Annotated in this window: 23 protein-coding genes; 11 read left to right on the top strand and 12 right to left on the bottom strand. The window is 65.1% G+C overall.

Features of this window, described 5'->3' with window-relative positions; genetic code table 11:
- The first annotated feature begins 12 nt into the window (after positions 1-12).
- A complete protein-coding gene (locus E3T29_RS06140) occupies positions 13-483 on the top strand; it encodes a hypothetical protein (protein WP_134344691.1) in 471 nt (156 codons plus the stop codon).
- Here the strand turns inward: E3T29_RS06140 and E3T29_RS06135 are convergent.
- Positions 480-1,070, bottom strand: coding sequence for a nitroreductase family protein (locus E3T29_RS06135; RefSeq protein ID WP_134344690.1), 591 nt, complete (start codon positions 1,068-1,070; stop codon positions 480-482). The two genes, E3T29_RS06140 and E3T29_RS06135, sit on opposite strands and share 4 nt — an antisense overlap.
- A 124-nt stretch (positions 1,071-1,194) precedes the next feature.
- Here E3T29_RS06135 and E3T29_RS06130 point away from each other — a divergent pair, with 124 nt between their 5' ends.
- Positions 1,195-1,863, top strand: a complete 669-nt coding sequence (locus E3T29_RS06130) for a hypothetical protein (RefSeq protein WP_134344689.1) — start codon at positions 1,195-1,197, stop codon at positions 1,861-1,863.
- A gap of 9 nt (positions 1,864-1,872) precedes the next feature.
- On the opposite strand, the gene E3T29_RS06125 is transcribed toward E3T29_RS06130, so the two are convergent.
- From E3T29_RS06125 to E3T29_RS06090, 8 genes are all read right to left on the bottom strand, one after another.
- The gene (locus E3T29_RS06125) at positions 1,873-3,558 is read right to left on the bottom strand and encodes a long-chain-fatty-acid--CoA ligase (protein ID WP_134344688.1); all 1,686 of its coding nucleotides are present in this window, start codon (positions 3,556-3,558) and stop codon (positions 1,873-1,875) included.
- Positions 3,555-4,619, bottom strand: coding sequence for a low specificity L-threonine aldolase (locus E3T29_RS06120; protein ID WP_174774964.1), 1,065 nt, complete (start codon positions 4,617-4,619; stop codon positions 3,555-3,557). Before E3T29_RS06120 ends, E3T29_RS06125 begins: the two co-directional genes overlap by 4 nt.
- A gap of 35 nt (positions 4,620-4,654) precedes the next feature.
- Complete coding sequence (locus tag E3T29_RS06115; protein ID WP_241987674.1) at positions 4,655-5,767, bottom strand: ABC transporter permease; 1,113 nt, start codon at positions 5,765-5,767, stop codon at positions 4,655-4,657.
- Positions 5,764-6,648, bottom strand: a complete 885-nt coding sequence (locus tag E3T29_RS06110; protein ID WP_092338769.1) for an ABC transporter ATP-binding protein — start codon at positions 6,646-6,648, stop codon at positions 5,764-5,766. The genes E3T29_RS06115 and E3T29_RS06110 overlap by 4 nt, the downstream gene beginning before the upstream one ends.
- Before the next feature lie 96 nt (positions 6,649-6,744).
- Positions 6,745-7,443 carry a response regulator transcription factor gene (locus E3T29_RS06105; protein ID WP_134344686.1) on the bottom strand — a complete coding sequence of 233 codons (699 nt, stop codon included), beginning with the start codon at positions 7,441-7,443 and terminating at the stop codon, positions 6,745-6,747.
- A complete protein-coding gene (locus tag E3T29_RS06100; RefSeq protein ID WP_134344685.1) occupies positions 7,440-8,759 on the bottom strand; it encodes a sensor histidine kinase in 1,320 nt (439 codons plus the stop codon). Before E3T29_RS06100 ends, E3T29_RS06105 begins: the two co-directional genes overlap by 4 nt.
- A 2-nt stretch (positions 8,760-8,761) precedes the next feature.
- Positions 8,762-9,433: an SDR family NAD(P)-dependent oxidoreductase gene (locus tag E3T29_RS06095; RefSeq protein ID WP_134344684.1), complete on the bottom strand. Its 672-nt coding sequence runs from the start codon at positions 9,431-9,433 to the stop codon at positions 8,762-8,764.
- Positions 9,433-10,833 (bottom strand): DUF6421 family protein, encoded by a 1,401-nt coding sequence (locus E3T29_RS06090; protein WP_134344683.1) that lies wholly within the window; start codon positions 10,831-10,833, stop codon positions 9,433-9,435. The genes E3T29_RS06095 and E3T29_RS06090 overlap by 1 nt, the downstream gene beginning before the upstream one ends.
- Positions 10,834-11,114: 281 nt before the next feature.
- Between E3T29_RS06090 and E3T29_RS06085 the strand changes: the two genes are divergently transcribed.
- The 5 genes from E3T29_RS06085 to E3T29_RS06060 all read left to right on the top strand — a co-directional run bounded on the left by E3T29_RS06085 (position 11,115) and on the right by E3T29_RS06060 (position 15,643).
- On the top strand, positions 11,115-11,648 hold the full coding sequence (locus E3T29_RS06085; protein ID WP_134344682.1) for a DNA alkylation repair protein: 534 nt from the start codon (positions 11,115-11,117) through the stop codon (positions 11,646-11,648).
- 119 nt (positions 11,649-11,767) lie between these two features.
- On the top strand, positions 11,768-12,256 hold the full coding sequence (locus E3T29_RS06080; protein ID WP_134344681.1) for a nucleotidyltransferase family protein: 489 nt from the start codon (positions 11,768-11,770) through the stop codon (positions 12,254-12,256).
- Complete coding sequence (locus E3T29_RS06075; RefSeq protein WP_134344680.1) at positions 12,253-12,573, top strand: DUF86 domain-containing protein; 321 nt, start codon at positions 12,253-12,255, stop codon at positions 12,571-12,573. The genes E3T29_RS06080 and E3T29_RS06075 overlap by 4 nt, the downstream gene beginning before the upstream one ends.
- Positions 12,574-12,903: 330 nt before the next feature.
- Positions 12,904-14,586: a multicopper oxidase family protein gene (locus E3T29_RS06065; RefSeq protein WP_134344679.1), complete on the top strand. Its 1,683-nt coding sequence runs from the start codon at positions 12,904-12,906 to the stop codon at positions 14,584-14,586.
- A 1-nt stretch (position 14,587) separates the two neighbouring features.
- A complete protein-coding gene (locus E3T29_RS06060; RefSeq protein ID WP_134344678.1) occupies positions 14,588-15,643 on the top strand; it encodes a hypothetical protein in 1,056 nt (351 codons plus the stop codon).
- A gap of 165 nt (positions 15,644-15,808) precedes the next feature.
- Here E3T29_RS06060 and E3T29_RS06055 read toward each other — a convergent pair whose 3' ends face one another.
- The 3 genes from E3T29_RS06055 to E3T29_RS06045 form a co-directional block, all read right to left on the bottom strand.
- Positions 15,809-16,249, bottom strand: a complete 441-nt coding sequence (locus E3T29_RS06055) for a ubiquinol-cytochrome c reductase iron-sulfur subunit (protein ID WP_134344677.1) — start codon at positions 16,247-16,249, stop codon at positions 15,809-15,811.
- 291 nt (positions 16,250-16,540) lie between these two features.
- Complete coding sequence (locus E3T29_RS06050) at positions 16,541-17,431, bottom strand: amidohydrolase family protein (protein ID WP_134344676.1); 891 nt, start codon at positions 17,429-17,431, stop codon at positions 16,541-16,543.
- Positions 17,425-18,426, bottom strand: coding sequence for an LLM class F420-dependent oxidoreductase (locus E3T29_RS06045; RefSeq protein WP_134344675.1), 1,002 nt, complete (start codon positions 18,424-18,426; stop codon positions 17,425-17,427). The genes E3T29_RS06050 and E3T29_RS06045 overlap by 7 nt, the downstream gene beginning before the upstream one ends.
- A 113-nt stretch (positions 18,427-18,539) precedes the next feature.
- On the opposite strand from E3T29_RS06045, the gene E3T29_RS06040 reads away from it, so the two are divergent.
- The 4 genes from E3T29_RS06040 (at position 18,540) to E3T29_RS06025 (ending at position 22,225) form a co-directional block, all read left to right on the top strand.
- Positions 18,540-18,971 carry a DUF3592 domain-containing protein gene (locus E3T29_RS06040; protein WP_233197275.1) on the top strand — a complete coding sequence of 144 codons (432 nt, stop codon included), beginning with the start codon at positions 18,540-18,542 and terminating at the stop codon, positions 18,969-18,971.
- Positions 18,972-19,139: 168 nt separating this feature from the next.
- Positions 19,140-20,033, top strand: a complete 894-nt coding sequence (locus tag E3T29_RS06035) for a hypothetical protein (RefSeq protein WP_134344674.1) — start codon at positions 19,140-19,142, stop codon at positions 20,031-20,033.
- On the top strand, positions 20,026-21,699 hold the full coding sequence (locus E3T29_RS06030) for a hypothetical protein (RefSeq protein WP_134344673.1): 1,674 nt from the start codon (positions 20,026-20,028) through the stop codon (positions 21,697-21,699). The genes E3T29_RS06035 and E3T29_RS06030 overlap by 8 nt, the downstream gene beginning before the upstream one ends.
- Before the next feature lie 10 nt (positions 21,700-21,709).
- Positions 21,710-22,225 (top strand): hypothetical protein, encoded by a 516-nt coding sequence (locus E3T29_RS06025; RefSeq protein WP_134344672.1) that lies wholly within the window; start codon positions 21,710-21,712, stop codon positions 22,223-22,225.
- Positions 22,226-22,231: the final 6 nt, after the last annotated feature.

Genomic DNA, 22,231 nt, shown 5'->3' with positions numbered 1-22,231 from the left:
GGAGGGACAATTGTGAACCAACCGTTTCTCTGGGGAGGGCTACTGGCCTTCGCCATCGCCTCCGCGATTTTGCGGTTCGTGGTGGGGCACCCTCTGCTGCGAGAACGTTCGGTGCGCGTGGGATGGCTGTGGAGTGTGTTGGCGTTCGTCAGCGGGCTTGCACTGGTTTTTCACTGTGCCGCGATGTTCTTCGCACCCTGGGTCGACGCCGTTTCGTTTCTGCTGGCACCGGCCGACATGGTTCGGGGCATGGGCGCGGGCAGCCAAGTCGCCTACTGGCTACCCGCCGCGGCACTGGTGGTGGCGTGGCGGAGAGTTTGGTGGCCGGCCCTGGGGGCGCTCGTTCTCACCCTTGTCGGCGTGGGGGTGACCATGTATTGGCCGTTCCCGCTCGACGTGCACCTCGCGTGGCTCACTGCCGTGATCATTGTCGGGTCGTTGATTCCGACGCTGTTACTCCGTGGGCCGCGCGCTGCGCGCTAGTCGTTGACGAGCAGCAGCTCGGTGAGAGGCTTGCGGCTGCGCGGGGCAACTTCGCGCTCGCGCAGCTCGGCGGTGAGATCGTCGGCATTGCCAAGCACTCCCAGCGCGGTGACGGTGACGACGTCCTGCTCGGGCGTGAGGTTGAAGGCTGCGGCGATGGCGGCACCGTCGAATCCGCCCATCTGGTGCGTGTGAAGTCCCTCATGCTGGGCCTGAATCGACAAATGAGCCACGGACTGGCCGAGGTCGTAGCTCGCCCACGGGTTCTGGCGTTCGCCCTCCGCCGGCAGTTGCGCCACATTGACGATCAAAACGGATGCCGAATCGGCCCACGCTTTGTTGAAGCCCATCAGCGCATCGGTGATCTTGACGAAACTGGCCGAACCGCGGCGGGCAACAATGAAGCGGGCCGGCTGCCCGTTGTTGCCTGAGGGCGCCCAGCGGGCCGCTTCGAGCACGGTCGTGAGGGTGGCCTCGTCGATGACGGCGGTCTTGTCGTAGGCGCGCGGGCTCCAGCGTTCGGCCAGAATCTCAATGAGCGGCGACTGGGTGTCGGCGCGGCGCGAGGTGTCGGTGATGAGGGTCATGGGCGAATCCTTTGATCGAGGAATGTAGGCGGGACTTCGCTGACCCACGATCTATAACGCTGCACGGTGCGCACTATTCCGTCTAGGGTGTCATAACGCGATGTGACGATAAAAGGGGGAGACCGTGAAGATACAGGCCAGCGCTCGTTCCATCGGAGGACTGGCCGCGGCGGCCACGGTCGTCTTAGCGCTGGTCGGCTGCAGCGCCTTTTTTCCTGCGGACGTGACGCCGACGGCATCCGTTTCAAGTCCGGAGCCGGTCGCCTGCAGCCAGAAGAATGCACAGCTGACCTGGCACCCACTGCAGGATGCCGAGCCGGCCGCTCTCGGCCATCGTGAACTGACCGTCGCCGCCGACGGCACGGAGTCTACTGTCGACACCGCGCTCACCTATACCTCGAGCCTTGTAAGCGACGATCTGCTCTCACGCGACTATTTCGAGCCCGACTGGATCGATTTTCTGTTGGCGGAATTTGAACGCACCGGCCAGACGGATATCACCGACCTTGGGCATCCGCGGGTTGACTTCGAGGGGGCTAAACCGTCCGTCCCTCTGGAGGGAACCACCATCATCGGCTTCGCGACCGATCAAATTCAGGTCGGCTTTGATCTCAGTTGTGCCGGGGTCGACGTGGGCTCCGGACTGCTGACAACCAGTGGAAACGGCCTGAACGCAACCATGCTGGTGTGTGGGCAGCCGGCACCGGCACCGACCATGGGTGAGGTGCAGGACTTTCTTCCGCAGACCCTGTACCAGAAGCAGCTACGGTCCTACTGCCCCAACCACGGTTAGCTGCGCCGGCTACTTGCCCTGCAGACGGTTGCGCACCTCGCGGCGCAGCACCTTGCCGAGCAGGCTGCGCGGCAGGTCGTCGACCTCCACGATGCGGCGCGGCACCTTATAGGCCGACAGCCGGGTGCGGCAGTACTCGCGCACCGCGGCCACGTCGAGTTCCGTTTCAGGGCGCAGTACCACCACAGCCACGACGTCTTCGCCGCCGTTCGCGCTCGGAAGGCCGACTGCGGCCGCATCGGTGATGTCGGGGTGCGACAGCAGCGCTTCTTCCACCTCAGAGGGCGACACGTTGAAACCGCCGGTAATGATGAGCTCTTTCATACGATCGACGACGGTGATGAAGCCGTCGGCGGAGACCCGCACGATATCGCCGGTGCGCAGCCAGCCGCCGGGCAGCAGCGCCTGGGCGCTTTCGGTGGGCCGGTCCCAATAGCCCGAGAAGACCTGGGGGCCGTGAACGAGCAGCTCGCCCTCTTCTTCGAAGCCGAGCTCAACCGTGGGGTCATCGGGGTCGACGACGCGAATGTCGGTGCTGGGGAACGGCACGCCCACCGTTCCGGGGCGGCGGCTCGGGCCGATCGGGTTGCCGGCCACGATCGGCGACGCCTCGGTCATGCCGTAGCCCTCGACCAGCAGTCCGCCGGTGGCTTTCTCCCAGCGTTCCACGATCGACACCGGCAGGTTCATGGCGCCCGAAATCGCAAAGCGGATGCCGGCGAGGCTCACCTTTTTCTTTAGTGCGGCCGTGACCAGGCGGTCGTAGATCGGCGGTACCGCTGGCAGGAACGTGGGCGGCGCATGCTTGGCGGCGTCGAGCACGAGCTTCTCATCGAACTTCGGAAACAGCACGAGGCGGGCGCCGATGCTCATCGCGAAGGTGAGGCACAGGGTGAGGCCGTAGGCGTGAAACATCGGCAATACGCCGTAGACCGTTTCATCGCCGGGGCGGAGGCCCGCCACCCAGGCGGAACCCTGCGCGGCGTTGGCGCGCAGGTTGTAGTGGCTCAAAATGGCGCCCTTCGGGGTGCCCGTCGTGCCGCTGGTGTACTGCAGCACGGCGGTGTCCGTTAGCAGCGGGCGCTGGTGCGAGGGGTGCAGCTTGCGGGCGCCCACGATCGACTCCCAGCTGATCGCGCCCTTTCCGGGTGCGGTGGTGAGCGAGGCGCGGGCGTCCTGCGCCTTCTTGATCGGCAGTTTGAGGGCCAGCCGTTTCGAGAACGGCATGGCGCGGGTGAGGTCGACGGTGACGACATCCGCTACCCCCATATCACCCGGAAAAGAGCGCACCGACTCGTAGACCTTGTCCCAGACGATGGCGACCTTCGCGCCGTGGTCTTCAAACTGGTGGCGCAGCTCCCGGTCGGTGTAAAGCGGATTGTGCTCGACCACGATGGCGCCGAGGCGCAGCACCGCGTAGAACGCAACGACGTGCTGCGGGCAGTTCGGCAGCACGATGGCAACGCGGTCGCCGGGGCTCACGCCGAGTTTGCGCAGGCCGTTGGCGGCGCGGGAGATCTCTTCGCCGAGCTCGGCGTAGGTGGTGGTCTCGCCGAAGAAGTCCAAAGCGATGCACGGTGCGAACCGTTCGGCCGAGGTCTCCATCATGTCGGTGAGAGTTTCGGTGGTCTCCTCGATCGTGCCGGGAACGCCTGGCGCGTACGAGGCGAGCCAGGGCTGGTCCCTGAAGGTCATGACAACTCCCGGGTGATTGCGGCGACGAACTGGTCGATGTCGTCCTCGGTGGTGTCGAAGCCGCACATCCAGCGCACCTCATTCTTCGACGCATCCCAGTCATAGAACCTGAACGACTCGCGCAACCGGTCGGCGACGCCGGCCGGCAGGGTGGCGAAGATGGCGTTGGCCTGGGTGGCCTGGCTGAAGGCCAGGCCGGTGATGGTGCCATCGGCGATGGCGCTTTCGAGAGCGCCGCGCAGCCGGGCGGCCATCTTGTTCGAGTGGGAGGCGTTTCGCAGCCACAGGTCGCGCTCGAGCAGCGCGATGAGCTGCGCCGAGACGAAGCGCATCTTGCTGGAGAGCTGCATGTTCGACTTGCGCAGAAACTTCAATCCAGTGGATGCCGCCGGGTTCAGTACCACGATGCACTCACCCAGCATCATGCCGTTCTTCGTGCCGCCAAAGCTGAGCACGTCGACGCCGGCGTCACGGGTGAAGGCCCGCAGCGGCACCCCGAGGCTCGCGGCGGCGTTGGAGATGCGGGCACCGTCCATGTGCAGCGTCATTCCCTTGGAATGGGCGTGATCGGCGATGGCGCGCACTTCGTCAACGGTGTACGCGGTGCCGAGCTCCGTGGTCTGCGTGATGGCCACCACGAGCGGCTGGGCGCGGTGTTCATCGCCCCAGCCCCAGGCTTCCTGGTCGATGAGTTCCGGGGTGAGCTTGCCGTCGGGGGTGACTACCGGCAGCAGTTTGAACCCGCCGACGTGTTCGGGGGCTCCGCCCTCGTCGTTGTGGATGTGCGCCGTGGCCGAGCAGATCACGGCGCCCCAGCGCGGCAGCATCGACTGCAGCCCGGTGACGTTGGCACCGGTCCCGTTGAACACCGGAAAAGCTTCGACGCCGGCGCCGAACTGGTCGGCGAAGACCTCCTGCAGCCGCGCCGTATAGACGTCTTCGCCGTAGGCGATCTGGTGGGCGCCGTTGGCCTGGCTCATCGCCTCCAGAATTTCCGGATGAATGCCGGAGTAGTTGTCGGAGGCGAAACCGCGGGAGGACAGATCATGGAGTTGGGTCACCTCTCCATCCTCCCGCATTCGGCTGGCTGTCCGCCCTACTTGTGCAGGGCTTCGCGCAGCGACACCCGGGCGCCCATGCGCAGCAGCGCGTTGGAGTAGATGCGCGACCCGATCAGAATCACCACGATCGTCGACAGGGCCAGCACGACAAGGGAGAGCACGGGCTCCCACCACTCGGCGTCACCGAGGAAGATTCGCACCGGCATGCCGACCGGCGCGGAGAACGGAACGTACGACATGATCGCCAGCACGAGCGGGTTGTCGTTGAAGAAGACCACCAGAAAGTACGGGATCATGACGAGGAACAGCACCGGCGAGGTCGCCGAGCCGACGTCTTCCTGCCGTGACACCATCGAGGCGGTGGCCGCGTAGAGCGAGGCGAGCAGCACGAATCCGAAGGCGAAGAACACGGCGAACCAGATGATGGCCGGGCCCACATCGGCCAGCAGCACCCGTTGCCCAGTCACTGCCAAGCCCACTGAGACCAGTAATCCGATGGCCACGATCTGCCCGAACGCCATCAGGCTGTTGCCGAGCACCTTGCCGGCGAGCAGGGCCCGCACCGAGATGGTCGACATGAGAATTTCGACGATGCGGGTCTGCTTTTCTTCGACGACGCTCTGGGCGATCGTGGCACCGAACGTGGTCGCCGACATGAGAAAGATGATGCCGAAGCCAATGGCAACGAGGTAGGCGAGAAAACCGTTCTGCGAGGCCGGCTCGAGAATCTTCAGATCGGGGCTCACGCTGAGCGTGCCGAGAACATCGATCGGCGCTGAATCCAGGGCGATCACCGTAATTCCGAGCAGCGAATCGGTACTGCCAGAGGGCACAACGGCCGCGTCGACCGTGCCGTCGCGCACGAGCGCTTCGGCTTCTTTGACCGTGTCGGATTCGACGATGTCGAAGGCTTCGGTCTGTTCGACGACGCTGATGGCCGTGCCGACGACGGCGACCTTGGTCAGAGTCGTGTTCTGGCTGAGAAGACTGCCGACGACGACCGACGCCACGGAGATGAGCAGCAGAATTCCGGTCGCGATCAGAAAGGACTTGCTGCGCAGGCGTGCCGTGATCTCCCGGTTGGAGACCAGCCAAACGCTCTGGGCGAAGGTGGGCGCGGTGTGCACCGGGCCTGTGGCGTGGTTCACGCGATGACCTCCTTGAAGATGGTGGCGAGGGTGGGCCTCTGCTGACTGAAACTGTGAACCGCGCCGAGCGTGATCGCGTGCTGCAGAACGGCCTGGCTGGCAGCATCCGTTTCGGCTTCAAAAACGGCGAAGTCGCCGTCGAAGTCGATCACGGTAATGCCCGGCTGCGAGCGGACCCAACCTGTGTCGCCTTGCGTACGAATTTCGAAGCGGGGGCTGCTGTGCTGCTCGCGCAGCGCCTCGCGGGAGCCGTTCGCGCGAATCTCGCCGTCGGCGATGATGACGAGGTCGTCGCAGAGCCGTTCGACAATGTCCAACTGGTGCGAGGAGAACAGCACGGGCGCGCCCTGGGCGGCGTAGCCGGCGAGCACGCTCATCACCACCTCCACCGCGAGCGGGTCGAGGCCAGAGAATGGCTCATCGAGCACGAGAAACTCGGGATCGTGCACGAGCGCGGCCGCGATCTGCGCGCGTTGCTGGTTGCCGAGCGAGAGTGACTCGACGGTGTCGCCGGCGCGTTCGGTGAGCCCGAGACGCTCGAGCAGGTCGGCAGTATTGCGGCGAGCGGATGCCGGCGTCAGCCCGTGCAGGCGCGCCAGGTACACCAGCTGTTCGGCGACCTTCATCTTCGGGTAGAGGCCGCGCTCTTCGGGCATGTAGCCGAACCGGCGGCGGTCGCTCGCGGTGACCGGCACGCCGTCGATGAAAACGGTGCCCGTATCCGGCGAGAGTACGCCGAGAATGATTCGCATTGTCGTGGTTTTACCGGCGCCGTTGGCGCCGACGAAGCCGGTCATGCGGCCGTCCCCGACAGTGAAGCTCACGTCGGTGAGTACCTCTCTGATGCCGTAGCTCTTGGTGACTCCCCTGATGTCGAGCATGCTCGCCCTTTCGTTGCGTGTGCCTTCACGGTAGCGCGGGGCCTTCAGGCGGCGCATCCGCCTGGCGGGTGAACCGGTCTCCACCGGGCGGCGGAGCTACGCCTCGAGCGCGCCTCCGGGCACGATCACGCGGTGCTCGTAGGCGTAGACAACGGCCTGGATGCGGTCGCGCAGCCCGAGCTTCATCAGCACCTTGGAGACGTGTGATTTCACGGTGGCCTCGCCGAGAAAGAGCTGCGCGGCAATCTCGGCGTTGGCCAGGCCCTGGGCAAGCAGCGCGAAGACCTCGGACTCGCGCTCGGTCAGCTCCTGCAGCTCGCTCGGCACCGCTGCAACCGGTGAAACGGATGCCCCACCCGGGTTCACACACCGCTCAATCACGCGCCGGGTCACGTCCGGGGCCAGCAGGGCATCGCCGCGGGCGAGCACCTGAACGGCCTCGATCAGCGCCTCGGGCGTGGAATTCTTCAGGATGAAACCGCTCGCGCCGTGTTGCAGTGCGGAAAAAAGGTAGTCCTCGCGGTCGAAGGTCGTGAGCATGAGCACCGCGGCGTGGATCGACGGGTCGTCGACGATGGATTGGGTGGCGGTGAGGCCGTCGACGCCGGGCATCTGCACATCCATGCAGATGACGTCGGGCTGAAGCGTTCGGGCCAAAACGAGAGCGGCGGCGCCGTCGGCGGCCTCGCCCACGACGAGAATGCCCGGCTCGGACTGCAGAATGATACGAAACCCAGCGCGTACGAGAGCCTGGTCGTCGACGAGCAGCACGCGGATGCCGGCCGGCTCGCTCATGCGTTCTCTCGTTTTATGAGTGGAAACCGGGCACGCACGAGGTAGCCGCCGCGCGGTCGTCCGCCGAGGTGCAGTTCGCCGCCGACGGCAGCGACCCGTTCGCGCATGCCCCGCTGTCCGAGCCCGGTGGTCTTGGCGCTCGCGCCGCCGGGCAGCGCCGTGGCGAATTGTCGCGGCGGGCCGACGCCGTCGTCGGTGATCTCGAGCTCGACGGCATCCGTTTCGTAGCGCAGGCGGAGGTCGGTGCTGACGCCGGGGCCGGCGTGTTTGCGGGTGTTGGTCAGCGCTTCCTGGGCGATGCGATAGATGCTCAGGACGATCGTCGCGGGAATCGCGCGTTCATCGCCCACGATCGACAAGTGCACGGGAACGCCGGCGGTGCGGCTTTCGTCGGCGAGTTCGCCGAGCTGGGCGATGCCGCGCGTGCTGCTGCTCTGGCTGGTGGGTTCACTACCCGGCGCATCGTCGCCACGCAGGGCTCCGAGCATGGTGTGCAGCTCGTCGACCGCGCTGCGCGCGCTCTGTTCGATGATGGTGAGCGCGTCGGCCGCCTGCCCGGGGTCACTCAAGAGGATGCGTCGGGCCGCGCCGGCCTGCACGCCCATGACCGAGACGTGGTGGGCGACGACGTCGTGCAGCTCGCGGGCGATGCGCACCCGTTCCAGGGTGATGGCCTGGGCGGCCGTGCGCTCGCGTTCGGCTACGAGCTCGGCGGTGCTGCTTTTCAGGGCGGCGCCGTTGCGCGCGGAGGTCCACGCGGATTCGCCGAAATACCAGGCCGCACCGAAATAGACCAGATTGATCAAGACCTGCAGAACGCCGAACGCCGCGTAGGGGGAGAAGAACCCGTCGCGCGAGAGGTCGGGCATCATGGTGAGCTGGTTGGCCTGCACGATCAGCTGCGCGAACAGCCAGATGAACATGCCGGCCACGATCGCGACCCGCACCCACTTGGCGGCGATGCGGTGGCGGCTCCAGGCACCGACCGAATAGAGAGCAATATAGAGGCAGATATTGGAGAACAGCATGTCGCTGGCTTCGAGCATGGCGCCGGCGGCGAAAACCACCGAGGCCGTCAGAGCCACGACTTCGGGCCAGCGACGCCGCAGCGCGAGCGGCAGGGCGATGAGCGCGACCCAGAGCACCACGTGCCAGACCGGCGATTCGTCGAAGATGCCGGAGGTACGGGTGAGCGACACGCTCAGGGCGGTCGCGGCGGCCAGAACCAGCGCGACCCACAGGTCCTTACGCAGGCTCGGCCCGCTCGGGGTGGGCCTCCGCCACTCGTCGTAGGGGTGGGAGTCGGCGGTGCTCATGACTACACGCTAGCGGGATCCTCCGACGCGAGCAGCACACGGCTGCCATTAGCGGATGCCGCCGCCTCGTCCCACAAGCCGGTCACCCGCGCCGCAAGCTCGGTCTCGAGCCCGTCCAGCGAACGCACGACGAAAATCACGGCCGCCGCCCGGTCGCCGGCTTTCGCAAATCCTTGACCGACCGCACGTACCCAGGTTTCGGCCGCGGACTTCGCGGCCGCATAGTTTGCGCCGCCAGCTAGAGGCCGGTCGACCGACACGCTCGAGACAATGGCGAGCCGCCCGGCCGACGAGGCCAGCAGGTCGGCATTGAAAGCCCGCGTGGTATTGCGCAGCGTGGTGACCACGTGCGAGTGCAGAAAATCCCAGTCCTCATCAGTCTGGCCGGCGAGGCCCCCGCCGCCGCGCCAGCCGCCGACGAGGTGGATGAGACCGTCGATGGGGGAGAGCTGGGCCGCCAGAGCGGTCACTGCGGCAAAATCAGTCAGGTCGCACTCATACAACGCGGCGTCCGGCGCGACGTCGAGCACCGACTGGAGGCGTGCTCGAGCGGAGCCGACGGCAATCACGTGCGCGCCGGCATCCGCGAGTGAGCGCGCGACGGCCAGCCCGGCCGTGCTGGTCGCGCCGGCGATCAGCACGGTGCGACCAGCGACGGCCGGACTGGCGCTCATCAGTCGACCGCGCTGCCGGTGATGCCGGCCGTGGATTCGATGACCGTGCGCATCTTCTTCTCGAGCGCTTCGAAGAACATCGACAGCGGAAATTCGTCGTCGAGAACCTGGTCGGTGTAGCCCTTGGGTGCGCCGGCGAGCACGTCGAGCGGCAGCCCGCGCGCCCAGGTCGACGCGGGGTTGGGCGTGAGGGTCTTCGAGATCATCTCGTAGGCCGCGAGCCAGTGTGCCTTCTTCGGCCGGTCGATCGACGACCAATAGAGCTCGTCGATTTGCGCTCCGAGTGCAATGACCACCTCGGGAACGGCGTCCCAATCGAAGGTGAGCCGGGTGTCGGTCCAGTGCAGCACACCGTGCTGGTGCATCCAAGCGAACAATAACTGACCGCCGAGGCCGTCATAGTTGCGCACCCGGTTGCCGGTGATCGCGAACCGAAAGATGCGGTCGAAGATGACCGCGTACTGCACCAGTTTCGCGTGCCGACGCGCCTCGGGGCTTGCCAGCTCACTGCCTTCGATCGTGACCGATTCACGAAACGCGGTCAGGTCGCAGCGCAACTCCTCGAGCGAATACAAAAAGAACGGCATGCGCTGCTTGATCATGAACGGGTCGAACGGCAGATCCCCGCGCATGTGCGTGCGGTCGTGGATGAGGTCCCACATCACGAAGGTTTCTTCAGTAAGGTGCTGGTCGCCCAGTAGCGCGGCGGCGTCGGCGGGTAGCTCGAGCCGGGTGATGTCGGCTGCCGCGCGCACGACGCGGCGAAAACGGGCGGCTTCACGGTCGGCGAAGATCGCCCCCCAGGTGAACGTGGGAATTTCGCGCATGGCGACCGTCTCGGGAAACAGCACGGCTGAGTTGGTGTCGTAGCCAGGGGTGAAGTCGAGAAAACGAATCGGCACGAACAGTTTGTTCGTGTACCCGGCCTCGAGTTCGCCGACGAATTCCGGCCAGATGACCTCGATCAGCACGGCTTCAACCAGGCGGTTGGCGCTGCCGTTTTGCGTGTACATCGGGAACACCACGAGGTGGCGCAGCCCGTTCACGCGGTGCTGCTGCGGTTGAAAGGCCATCAGGGAGTCGTAGAAGTCGGGCACGCCGAATTCCTCCGACACCCAGCGATCGAAGTCCGTGACCAGGGCTGCCAGGTACGCGGCGTCGTGCGCAAAGTGCGGCGCGAGGTCGGTGATGGCTGCGGTGATGCGCGAAACGGATGCTGCGGCATCCGTGTGCCGTTCGGCGTCGGTGATCGACCCGTTCTGCGACTGCACACCCTGCAGTGCCGTCGCGGCTGCCTTGAGGCTGAGCCAGGAGGGGTGCTTGGCGAAGTTGTCTTCGAGAACCTCGGGCTCTCCGACCAGAGCGTTAGCTACGTGTGTTTTTTCAACAGATATCGACATGGGAACCTCCGATTCGAGTGTGTGCCGCGGTTGCGGCGGGCGTGCGCGCCGAAAATAGACGTTACTTCAGAATATCGGGCGCCGCGCGGCGTTTTCTTGCGATTTTTCGCAACGAATAACGTGCCTGGCCGGGTTTTCGCGCTGAGAATCGCCGCATTGGCCCCGTTCGCGCACTTCTTACCGGAGTGGCGGTACACAACTGCGGATATTGCTCGCCGTCGTCGTGCACCGCACCCTTCGATACGCGCTCTGTGCAGCAGGTGCGCCCGCACCGATCGAGAATGTCCGCAGTTCTGCACGAGCACCGCATGACTGGACTGCTGATTCTGGTTGCCCAATTCAAGCGGGCGAGCAAGCCCGCCTCCCGCGGCGATGCGGCCTGCACGCGTTTGGCCGAGGCCTACCTCAGGGCCCTTGGCCGCGGCCGGGTCAACAACTGGGATCTGGTCGACTGCTCAGCTCCGACCTTGCTCGGTGAGTACCGGTTTGATCTCTCGCGCGACGTGTTCACCGAGCTGGCACAGAGCGACATTCTGTGGGAGCGCCGCGTGGCGATGGTCGGCACGCTCGGCCTGATCATGCGTGGCGACGCGAGCACCACGCTCGAGCTCGCCGCGCTCCTGCTGAACGACAAGCAGCCGCTGATGCACAAAGCCGTCGGCTGGATGCTGCGCGAGGTCGGCAAGCGCATCGACCGAAACCTGCTGCTCGCATTTCTCGACCAGCACGCCGCGCAGATGCCGCGCACGGCCCTCAGCTACGCCACCGAGCACCTCAGTCCCAAGCAGCGCGCCGGTTACCGCGCCGCACGGTAGCGGGGGACGGGTTTTACGTCGTGGGTTGTCATCCGGTCTGAGCGGTTTTCTACTCCCCGCCACTGACTGGAATGCAGACAACTGCCACCCGCAGCTGCGTCGTTGATAGCATGTGCTATATGTCAGACGATCAAGACACCGTCACTCGGCTACGCGCACAAGCCCACGCAGCCGACGAGCTACACGAACGCTCGCGACGCCTGCTAGTGGATGCGGTTCGGTCGGGTCTTGCTGCGGGACTCACACAACGCGAGGTCGCAGCAGCCATCGGCCGTAGCCAGCCCGAGGTCTCTCGACTTCAGCGGTTTCAGGGCAGGTCTGGCCGCGGGCGGGTGGTGGTACGAAATCGCAGCAAGATAGTGGCTTTGGCCGCCGCTCGCGGAGCTACGAACCTCCGCGTCTTCGGGAGTGTTGCCCTCGGCACCGATACCTCGGAGTCCGATATCGATCTGATGGCCGACATTGCGCCAGGAACAGGACTGTTCGCGTTGGCTCGATTGGAACGCGAGCTTGGCGATCTGCTCGGATCCAAAGTCGATGTCGTGCCGGCCAGAGGTCTTCGCGAACACCTCGCCGAACGCGTGCTGACGGAGGCCGTACCGCTATGAGCAGGTCCGATGACGAGCTCGTGCGGGACGCACTCGATCATATTGACGTACTCAAACGACACCTCGCCAGGGGCGACCTCGCCGATGAGACCATCGCCGATGCCGTCAGCCTTCGATTGGCCTCCGCCATCGAAGCGGTCTCTGAAACCGGTAGTGAGTTCCGCGAGCGACACTTCGGAGACGACTGGAAGATCATTTGGGCGACCCGGAATCGCATCGCGCACGGGTATGCCTACATCGATCTGGCCATGATTCGCGACACCGTCGAGAACGACCTCCCCGAGTTCGAACGGGTGCTGAGGGTCGCCCTCACATAGGGGCACCCGCCGATCGCGATCGCTTCAGAGCAGGGCGGGCATGACCTCGCGCTCGAACAGATCGATGCCCGACCGATCGTAGGGTGCCTCGGGAAATAGTGAGTCGCGTAGTTGAGGCCACGCTTCTTCATCGCGGTCAGTCGTTCCACCATCTGTTCCGGCGTGCCGACGCCGCGCGAGATGGTCAGAGTGGACGGCACCGAGGTCTGGCCCCCAAATAAATCAGCGCAACGGGCCACTTGCCTAAGCTCCACCCCAGCGCAAGGTTTCCACAAGGCCGCCACGGCATTCTTCATCGTGAACATCTCGACGCACCACTCTGGAGTGTTTATGACGACACGTAGGGAAGTACTGCAGTTTGGCGCAGTGGGCGCCGTCGGTGCGATGAGTGCCCTCGGCATGGCCAGGATGTCGGACCCGGTCCCCACCCCCAGCCTGCTCGCGCCCGCGAACATGCCGGTCCCGTATCGGGGCGTGTTCCGCCGCCCGCCCGAGCTCGTGCCTTACGCCACGGGCTTCGATGATGGCGACCCGGCTCGGCCATTCGCTAAATTCGCCCTCACCGAGAAGCTCGCGCAGGCGCAGATCCTTCCGGGGCTCTCCACCACGCTGGCGGGGTACAACGGTGTTTTTCCGGGCCCGACTATTCGGGTGCGACAGGGCACGCGAACCGAGATACGCATCCGTAACGCTTTGCCGGCAACGGGGCTCCTGCACCCGGCGGCGTTCAACACCGTCACCCACATGCACGGCTCGGCGTCGTTGCCCCAGTACGACGGGTACGCCAACGACTTCACTGCCCCGGGCAAAGTCAAGAACTATATGTACCCCAACTGGCAGTCGGCGCGCACGCTCTGGTACCACGACCACAACCACCTGGTCACGAGCCAGAACGTGTATTCAGGGCTCGCGGGTTTCTACCCGCTGTCGGACCAGTACGAGCAGGCGCAGCTGCCTCAGGGCGAGTTCGATGTGCCGTTGATGATCTCGGACGCAATGTTCAACGCCGACGGCTCTCTGGGATTCAACGACAACGGCCACGCGGGTCTGTGGGGTGACGTGATCATGGTCAATGGGATACCGTGGCCGACGATGAAGGTCAAGCCGCGCATCTACCGCTTTCGAGTGCTCGTGGCCTCGATCACACGTTCCTATCGACCGACACTGTCCACCGGTGACCCGTTCTACGTCGTGGGCACCGACGGCGGCATGACGCCCAAGGTGGAGGCGGTGCAGTCCTGGCGGCAGGGCACGGCGGAGCGCTACGAGATCCTGATCGACTTCCGCAAGTACAGGGTTGGCCAGATGATCGAGATGCGCAACCTGAGTAACAAGAACAACGTCAGCTACGCCAACACGAACAAGATCATGCGGTTCCAGGTGGTGGCCGACTCGGGTTCCACGGCCGGGTCGATCTCCGCCACCCCCACAACGCTCGACGACGGCGGCTCGGCAAACCCGCAGCGCGGCGGCCTCGACGTGATGAAGCTGAGCCCGGAGATGGCGGTGGCGAAGCGGGTACTTCGAGTGCAGCGCCAGGGCGGAGAATGGACCATCAACGGGGAGACCTGGGAGGACGTGGCGGCATCCGGGTTCTCCCGGTGCTTCGCCAGCCCCCAGCCGTACTCCGTTGAGCAGTGGACCATCACGAACGAGTCAGGAGGCTGGTTCCACCCGGTGCACATTCACCTGATCGACGCCAAGATCATCGCCCGAAACACCAACGGCGGCAAGCCGTTCCCCTGGGAGGGCGGGCCAAAAGACGTCTTCTATGCGGGAGAGAACGAGTCCATCACCTTGCTGATGCAGTTCAACACCGGTGCCCACACCGGCGGGCGGTACATGGTGCACTGCCACAACCTGGTGCACGAAGATCACGACATGATGGTGCAGTTCTCGGTGGGGGATTGGCGAAACAACGACCCCGTCAGCTCGGACTATCCGGTCGTGGACACCACCCCCATGAATTCGTATCCGCCGGTGTATCGGCCGGGGTTTGCGGCGGGAACCTGAGATGAACAACGTCACCAAGATGGTTACGGCGGTGCTGATCGCGTTCGCACTGAGCGGATGCACCGCCGTGGCGACGCCTCCTACAACCACTCCCGTTTCGGCCGGACTGATCGGCTCCGCTGAGACGGGTACCGATGCGGGCAACGACCGACCTACCGTGACCTACGACGGGCTGATGGTTCGACGCCGGGTGGTGATCGCAATCCACTCGACTCCCGACGCCGATCTCGCCGCCCTCCGCATAGTGCTCGATAATGCGGCGAACGAGAGCCAGATAAACCTGTCCGACATCTCTCCCGACGTGCTCGACCCCGCCTCGCTCGAGCACCTGGTGCCGGAGCTGATCGTGGCCCTGCCGATGGGGGGTACCGTTGCCGAAGCCGGGGAACTGGTCAACCGTGCGTACTTCCAGGACCCGGTGGTTTCCGGGGTGGACCATTACCACGTCGCCGAGGTCTTGGTACACGATCTCCGGTTCGCGGTTCGGGCGACCAGCCCTGCCGCACTGGAGGAGTCCATCGCCCGGGAAGGCATTCTGTCGGACGCGCTCGGCAACTACACCACCACCCTCCGCGCCGGTGAGCTCGACGTGACCTACACCGGCCCGCTCCTCAGCGATGAACTTATTAAGTCGGTTCAAAACGGCATCGCGCGCGCGGCGCATACCAAGCTGGAAGCAGTCACCGTTTCCCCCCGCTCGACTGCAGGGGTCGGTGTGGACATGGCCAACGAGCCGGCGCCCGCGCCAGCAGCCACCGAAGCTGCTTCGGACCATAACCACGACGCCGCGCCCGACGACAGCGACGGACGCATCGGATCGGGCAACGGCAGTGACGACGTCACCGACGCTCCCGATGACAGCGACGGACGACCGGAAGGCAGCAACTCCGGCGTCGACGATACTGTCGACGACAGCGGAAGCTCGGGCCACGGGACAAATTCCGGCCCCGAGGCAGACGAGAACAGCGGCCAGGACGACTCCGATAGTGGCGACTCCGACTCCGACTCCGACTCCGGCAACGGCAACGGCAACGGCAACGGAAGCAACGACGGCTAGCGACGGGATACTCTCAGCCAGGGTATCGACTCAGACGAGTCGGTAGCCCGCTCCGCGTACCTCTTGGGGCGCCTGTCCCGCGCTGGATCCGCAGATCTCCCACATAAACAATCACCTTCTTGACCGGGCAGACCATTGTGGATGTTCATGCTCACCCTCGGATGGTCACGAACCGGCGAGCACGACGCCGCCGGCGACGCGCACCGCAATCTTTTCCAGCGGCGAGGGCGCGGGGCCATCAATCACCTCTCCGGTTGCCCCGTTGAAGCGTGACTGATGGCACGGGCAATCGAATTCGCCGCCCCCGGGTTTGACGACACAACCCTGGTGCGTGCAGATGGCGCTAAAGGCAATGACGCTACCGTCGGTCGGCTGAGAAACCAGAATCGGCTTCCCGTCCAGGGTGGCCGAAATGGAGCCGCCGACCGGGATGTCGGCAAGTTTGGCAAGCTCCTGGGGCGCGCTCCCGCCCGTGGGCGCCGTCGACGGGCCACCAGCCTCCAGCCCGGTGGACGATACGGTCGAGCAGCCGGCAAGCGCAGCAGCGGTGCCCGCGCTCCCGATCAAGATAACGGCGCGGCGGGAGAGATCGGCGGTCGGTGTCATGGTCGTCCTCGAATTCGGCGTAGTGAGTAGATGGGCAGTGCTCGTCATAACCACAAGACGGATCCTATGGCTGGTAACGGCAATATTGCACAGGGACGCCAAAATACGGCTTGGTCCTGCTCCTGAGTGAGGAGCTGGACCAAACCCTATCCCTCTAAAGCGGTCTGGTGGATCTTGTCACGCTATGAGGGAGGACTTGCAGAAACCTTGGGGTCTCGGGCCCATCGTTCGGGCCGGTCAGACCTTTCAGAACGTGTCCTGATTGAGGCACTGCCCGAGGTGCGCGGCGCCCTATTCGCCGATCAGCCGCAAGCCGTTGTACCAGCAGACGGCGCGCAGCCAGTCGTCGTCGAGCCGCGGTTCCCGGTCGCGCAGGCGTTCGAGGGACTCGAGCTGGTGGGCATACGGGTACGGAATGTTGGGAAAGTCGCTGCCGAGCACCACCCGGTCGGGCAGGTCGGCCAGCCGTGGAAGCAGGGCCGGGTCGAACGGTGCGAACTGCTCGAAGAAATCGGTGAAGACCATGGTGGTGTCCAGGTGCACCCACGGGTAGCGTTCGGCGAGATCGAGAAACTCGCCGTATTCCGGGGCGCCGAGATGGGCGACGACGGCTGTCAACAGCGGATGCCGCGCCAAAACTCCCGCAAGTTTGTCCGGCCCGGTGATCCCCGGCCGGGACACCGGCCCGCTGCCGACGTGGATCACGACCGGAATCCCGGCATCGGCGAGCAGCCCCCAGACCGGGTCGAGCACGGGCTCGCGCAGGTCGAATGCTCCGATCTGGGCGTGAATCTTGAACACCCGAGCGCCCCGATCGAGGGCGGACTGCACCTGCTCGAGCACGCCGTCCTCCGGATAGAACGTGGCGCTCGGCACGCAATCGGCATGCTCCGCTGCCAGTTCGAGGGAGAAATCGCTCAGGGAAGCCGCCATTCCCGGGCGATGCGCGTAGGACAGCGCGGTGAAGCGCCGCACGCCCAGGCGCCGCATCGTCGCCAGGCGCGAATCCTGATCGTCGCGGTAGTGGATCGGCCACTCGTGGCCGATCAGCGGTTCGATCTCGTCGAAGTGCGCCCAGACGCGCCGCAGCATTCGCTCTGGCAGAAAATGGGTGTGCAGGTCGACCAGTCCGGGCAGGCCGAGGCCTCGCCACCAAGCTGGTACCTCGTTGTCGGTCAGCATGATTGCTTCAGGGCGGGCATGACCTCGCGCTCGAACAGTTCGATGCCGGAACGGTCGTAGGCTGCCTCGGGAAAGTAGTGGATCGCATAGCCGAGGCCGCGCTTCTTCATGGCGGTCAAACGCTCAACGACCTGTTCCGGCGTGCCAACGCCCTGCGCCTTGCCGCTTCGATACTCGGCCATGAACTTCTCGGCTCCCTCGGTGCCGAGATAGGGGGCCACCCGGGCCTCGATCGCGTTCAGCCGTTCGGCAACTTCGGCCTCGGTCGCGCCGATCACGGTGTTGTAGTTCGCCGAGCGCACGATGCGCCCAAAGTCGGTTCCCTGAGCCACGCAGTGCTCGGCCAGGAGCGCGCTCTTCTGCGAAAAGCCGTCCGGTGAGCCGTCGAAGTTGGTGTAATCGGCGTACTGCGCGGCGATGCGGAGGGTCACTTTTTCGCCGCCGCCGGCGATCCAGATGGGAAGACCTCCGGCTTGCAACGGAAGCGGCCGAAAGATCGCGCCATCCATTTGATAGTGCACACCGTCGAGGGTCGCCGTGCCCGTGGTCCAGGCCTGCTTCATGATCTGCACACCCTCGTCGAGCCGAGCGAGGCGCTCGCCGGGGCCGGGAAACCCGTAGCCGTAGGCGCGCCACTCATGCTCATACCAGCCGGCCCCAATGCCCATCTCGATGCGGCCGCCGGAGATGATGTCAGCGGTCGAGGCGACCTTGGCCAGGTAGCCGGGGTTGCGATAGCTCATGCAGGTGCACATCTGCCCGAGGCGCACCCGTTTCGTGGTCGCAGCGAAAGCGGAGATGAGCGACCAGGCCTCGTGGGTGGCCTGCTCGCTCGGCACCGGAACGGTGTGAAAGTGGTCGTACACCCAGATCGACTCCCAGGCGCCCGCATCAGCGTGCGCGGCCAGGCCGCTCATGGTGGCCCACTGCGCCGCCGGTTCGATTCCGACCAGATCGTGTCGCCAGCCCTGGGGTACAAAGAGTCCAAATCGCATGGATTCAGCCTAGACGGGCCTGCTGGCCTGACCTGAAACGATACGATTTAGCCAGTGGTGCTTGCGCCGCCAGGGAACCTCGATATATACGACTCACGTGACAACGGATGGCGGTGGCAGTGCACGCGCTCGACTTCGCCGGCATCATGAGCGAGATTCTCACACTCGTCGGCCTCATCATCGGTGCAGTCCTCTATATCGTCGGGCTGTCTGTGCGCGGCATCAGTGGCCGCTGGACGCGCACGACCGCCGTGATCGCAGCGTGGGGAACAACAGCGTCGGGAACAGCGCAGGCGGGCCCGGCCACGGTCATCCGCTGGTTTGATAACGACGGCGATGTGCACGAGCGTTCAGCCGACACCCAGGAGACGCACCACCTGGCGCCCGGAGATGACGTACGCGTTTGGTTTCGCAATCGCCAGCCCGAGAAGTGCCGCACGCACGACCCCGACCTCGACGGCAAGGGTCTGCGCCTGATCGGCCTGGTGCTGCTCGGCATCGGTGTTCTCGCCGGTGTGGCCGGCATCGTGCTGATGTTCGTCTGAGGCCCACAAACGCGAATGGGCATTTCCCAGGCCTGCTATCTACGCCCAGGACGATCGTGTGCAGCAAAGCGGATACTGGCCCGAGATGCGCGCGCATTCTCGGTAGGCTGTGAAGGACTATACGGGGGACGCGTGATGGTGAGTGAATCATTGGGGGCGGGGGCGGCAATGCCTCGGTTCCTGTTGACCGCTGACGAGTTGCACCTCGTGCAGGACCACGTGCCCACCCTGCGGTTACCCCCGCGATTCCGTCAGGAATGGGCCAGCGATCGTGACCCGGCCGAGTCCGCGGAGCGGGCGCAGGCGGCGATTGCCGGTCTGGTCGCCAAAGGCCTGGTCACAGCGGAGGTCCCGCGCGACCCGATTCCCGCGAATCTGGGCGACTGGCTTCTTCCGTCGTTCATGGTTTTCCTGTCGCTGCACATGGCGCCGGCCTGGGTGTTCGAGGTGTCGGCGTGGACACGAGAGTCGACCCTCCTGCTCGTCGCCTCGGCGCGCGGCGGTTACGGCTCGCTGCTCGCGCGGGCACAGAACGTGGAGATCGCCGACGGTCGCGGAACGACCGGCGACCTGGCCGGCCTCGAGTTCGCAGTCGTGCCGTTTCCGGACCTTGCCGACAAGCTGGCCCTGGCCGTCCCTTCCGGTGGGGAGGCCGGCGACAATGGACCGTTCGTGACGATGTCCCTCACGGAGAGCCGTGGCGGCATCGAGGTTCTCCGCGCCCATGACCCGCTCCTGCTGGAGGAGCTGTCCCGCCGAGTCGGTGGTCCGGGTGCCGTGCAGGCACTCGCGGGTCTCGCTGGCGATCTCGACGCCGGTTTCGAGCTTCGGCTCTCGCGAGCGGATGGCATCCCCGTGCGAGTGCTCAACTATGTGCGCGGTGCCGCCGGCTGGCGAAGTGTGGAAGTGCGGCTTCCGGCAGGCGACGACGGCCTGCCGACGGCGGAACAGGTGGTCGACTCCGGAACCATCACGATTGCCGCCGTGACGTACGCCGCTATTCGGGCTGAAGTCGCCTCCCTCTGTGCAGAAATCACTGTTACGGAGATGGCCCATGAGTGACTTCACGGTCAGCGGCGGTACCAATACCTCGCCCCTCGTCGCGACCTTCGAGGACATGCGTACATTCTCGACGGAGCTCGGGCAGGTGCAGGACTATCTCGCAACCGAGAGTCTGCAGATCGCGGCCGTGGCCGCCGGCGGTGACCTGCTCGAATCGGCGATACTCTCGCCCGCCACCTTCGCGGATGCTGAGACCAAGATCCTGCAGGCCGCAGCCGTGTACCTCCTGCAGACGGCCAGGGTCGCGGTGCTGCACCTCTTCATCGACGGCGCCATCGTCACCTATGAGACGGTGGAATCCGCGCTGGCCACGGCCGCAGACGGCCTCTACTTTGTGGGCGGTTTCGCGGTTGGCGTCGTGGTCGTCACCGGGGCGACGGTCGTGGCGGGTGGGGTAGCGCTCTACGCGGCCGGCGTCGAAATGGGCTATCAGCTCACCGAGGTGGCGGACTCGACCGGGGCCGCCGTGGATGCGATCGGCGACCAGGTGCAGAAGAACCCGTGGCTGCTCGCTACCGTGATGGTGCCGGGCGGTGCGGGTGCGCTCATCACCTCTGGAGCGAATGCTTTTGCGTCTGCCTACTCACCAACGGATGCCGCGACCGCCGCCAACCAGCGGCTCGCGGACGAGTTCGCGGCCTTGCTCGCGAGCGCCCCTGATCTGGAAGCGATCCAGGCCTGGGCTGGCGAGCACACCGACCTCGTGCAGACGATCATCAATTTTGCTCCCGGGTTCCTTGCCGGAGCTACCTATACCCTCGGCCCGCTGGCCATCGTCGGAACGACTTCCCTGACCGGCGCACCGTGGCCGCCCCTCAACTACGACCAGCTCGTTGAGGGCATCATCGCCGGCGGCGGCCGCTTCGGCGCCTTCGACGACGCGACCGGCGAGCCGACAGTGGCTCCCATTTCATTCACCGACTCCGACGGGTTTCCGATAATCCAGATCGTGCCGTCAGACCTGAAGTCGCTGTTCGAGGGAGCCGACGAGATCGACACGAACGGGGACGCTCCAGCTGGCTCGCCCGAAGGTACTCCGGATGACTTCTCTGACATTCGGCTTGTGGAGCGTGTTGGACCCGACGGCGTGCACCACTGGATTGTCCAGATCCCCAGCACGCAGAACTGGGGGCTGGCCCCCGGCACCGCCACGAACGATTTGCCGAGCGACCTGGCGTCCATGGCGCAGCATCAAACCGTGCTCATGGCGGCCGTCAAGGAAGCCATGGAGCAGGCGGGTGTGAAAGCCCACGATCCGGTCATGCTCGCCGGTTTCAGCCTCGGCGGAATCACCGCGGGCCTGATGAGCTCCGACCCCTGGATGAACCAGCACTACAACATCACGAATGTCGTCACCGCCGGAGCGTCGATCGGCAACTTCGACATTCCCTCCGGAGTCAACGTGCTCTCCTTCGAACACACGGGGGACCTGGTCCCGGCAGGAGACGGGTCAGACAACTCCGCAACGACCAATCAGGTCACCGTGCACGCTGACCCCCCGGGGATGGGCGACCATACGGAACCGCACGATGCTGCCAAGTACGCGGTGACTGCGGGAGAGTTCCAAGGTTCGGGCAATCCGAATGCCGACACGTTCACGGGGTCTGCGAAGGATTTTTTTATCGGCGACGACGTGACCGTGCATGACTACGCAGCAACTCGATGAGGACCCCAGTATGAGTATCCGAAACCGTTTGATTGGCGCCACGATCGCCGTCGTGGCTACGGCAGTTGTGCTCAGCGGTTGCTCGAGCCCAACGTTCGCCCCCTTCAGCTCCACATCCACCGCTACGCCGGTTCCGTCGGGCACAGCCGCCGGGATCAGCCGTGATGAAGCCGTCGCATTCCTGAATGCCGTTCCCGGTCTGCGCGACGCCACGGTTCGAAGCTCAACCTCGGGCTTGTCCACGTCGATGATCATCGAGGTCTACGTCGATGATGACGCCGCGGCGACGGCACCCGGGGTTCTCGACTACGTTCTGCGGCTCGGTTGGGCGACGGCCTTGGACCGTCAGCCCTCGAGCCTGAGATTGATCGTGTACAACCACGGTCGAACCGTCGACCTGCAAGCCGAGGCGAACGTGCTCGCTGGGGTCGAGTACCCCATGTTTCAAAAATACAGCGTTTATTTCGATGGTCCGGAGTATTTGGGTGCCTGGCCGGGCGCCGTTCCCACCCTGTCGGTCGGCTGAGTTCGA

The organism is Cryobacterium sp. TMT1-66-1 (assembly GCF_004403435.1).
In the GTDB taxonomy this organism is placed as follows: domain Bacteria; phylum Actinomycetota; class Actinomycetes; order Actinomycetales; family Microbacteriaceae; genus Cryobacterium; species Cryobacterium flavum.
The sequence above is the reverse complement of the archived record's forward strand: the minus strand, read 5'-3'. Positions and strand labels throughout refer to the sequence as shown.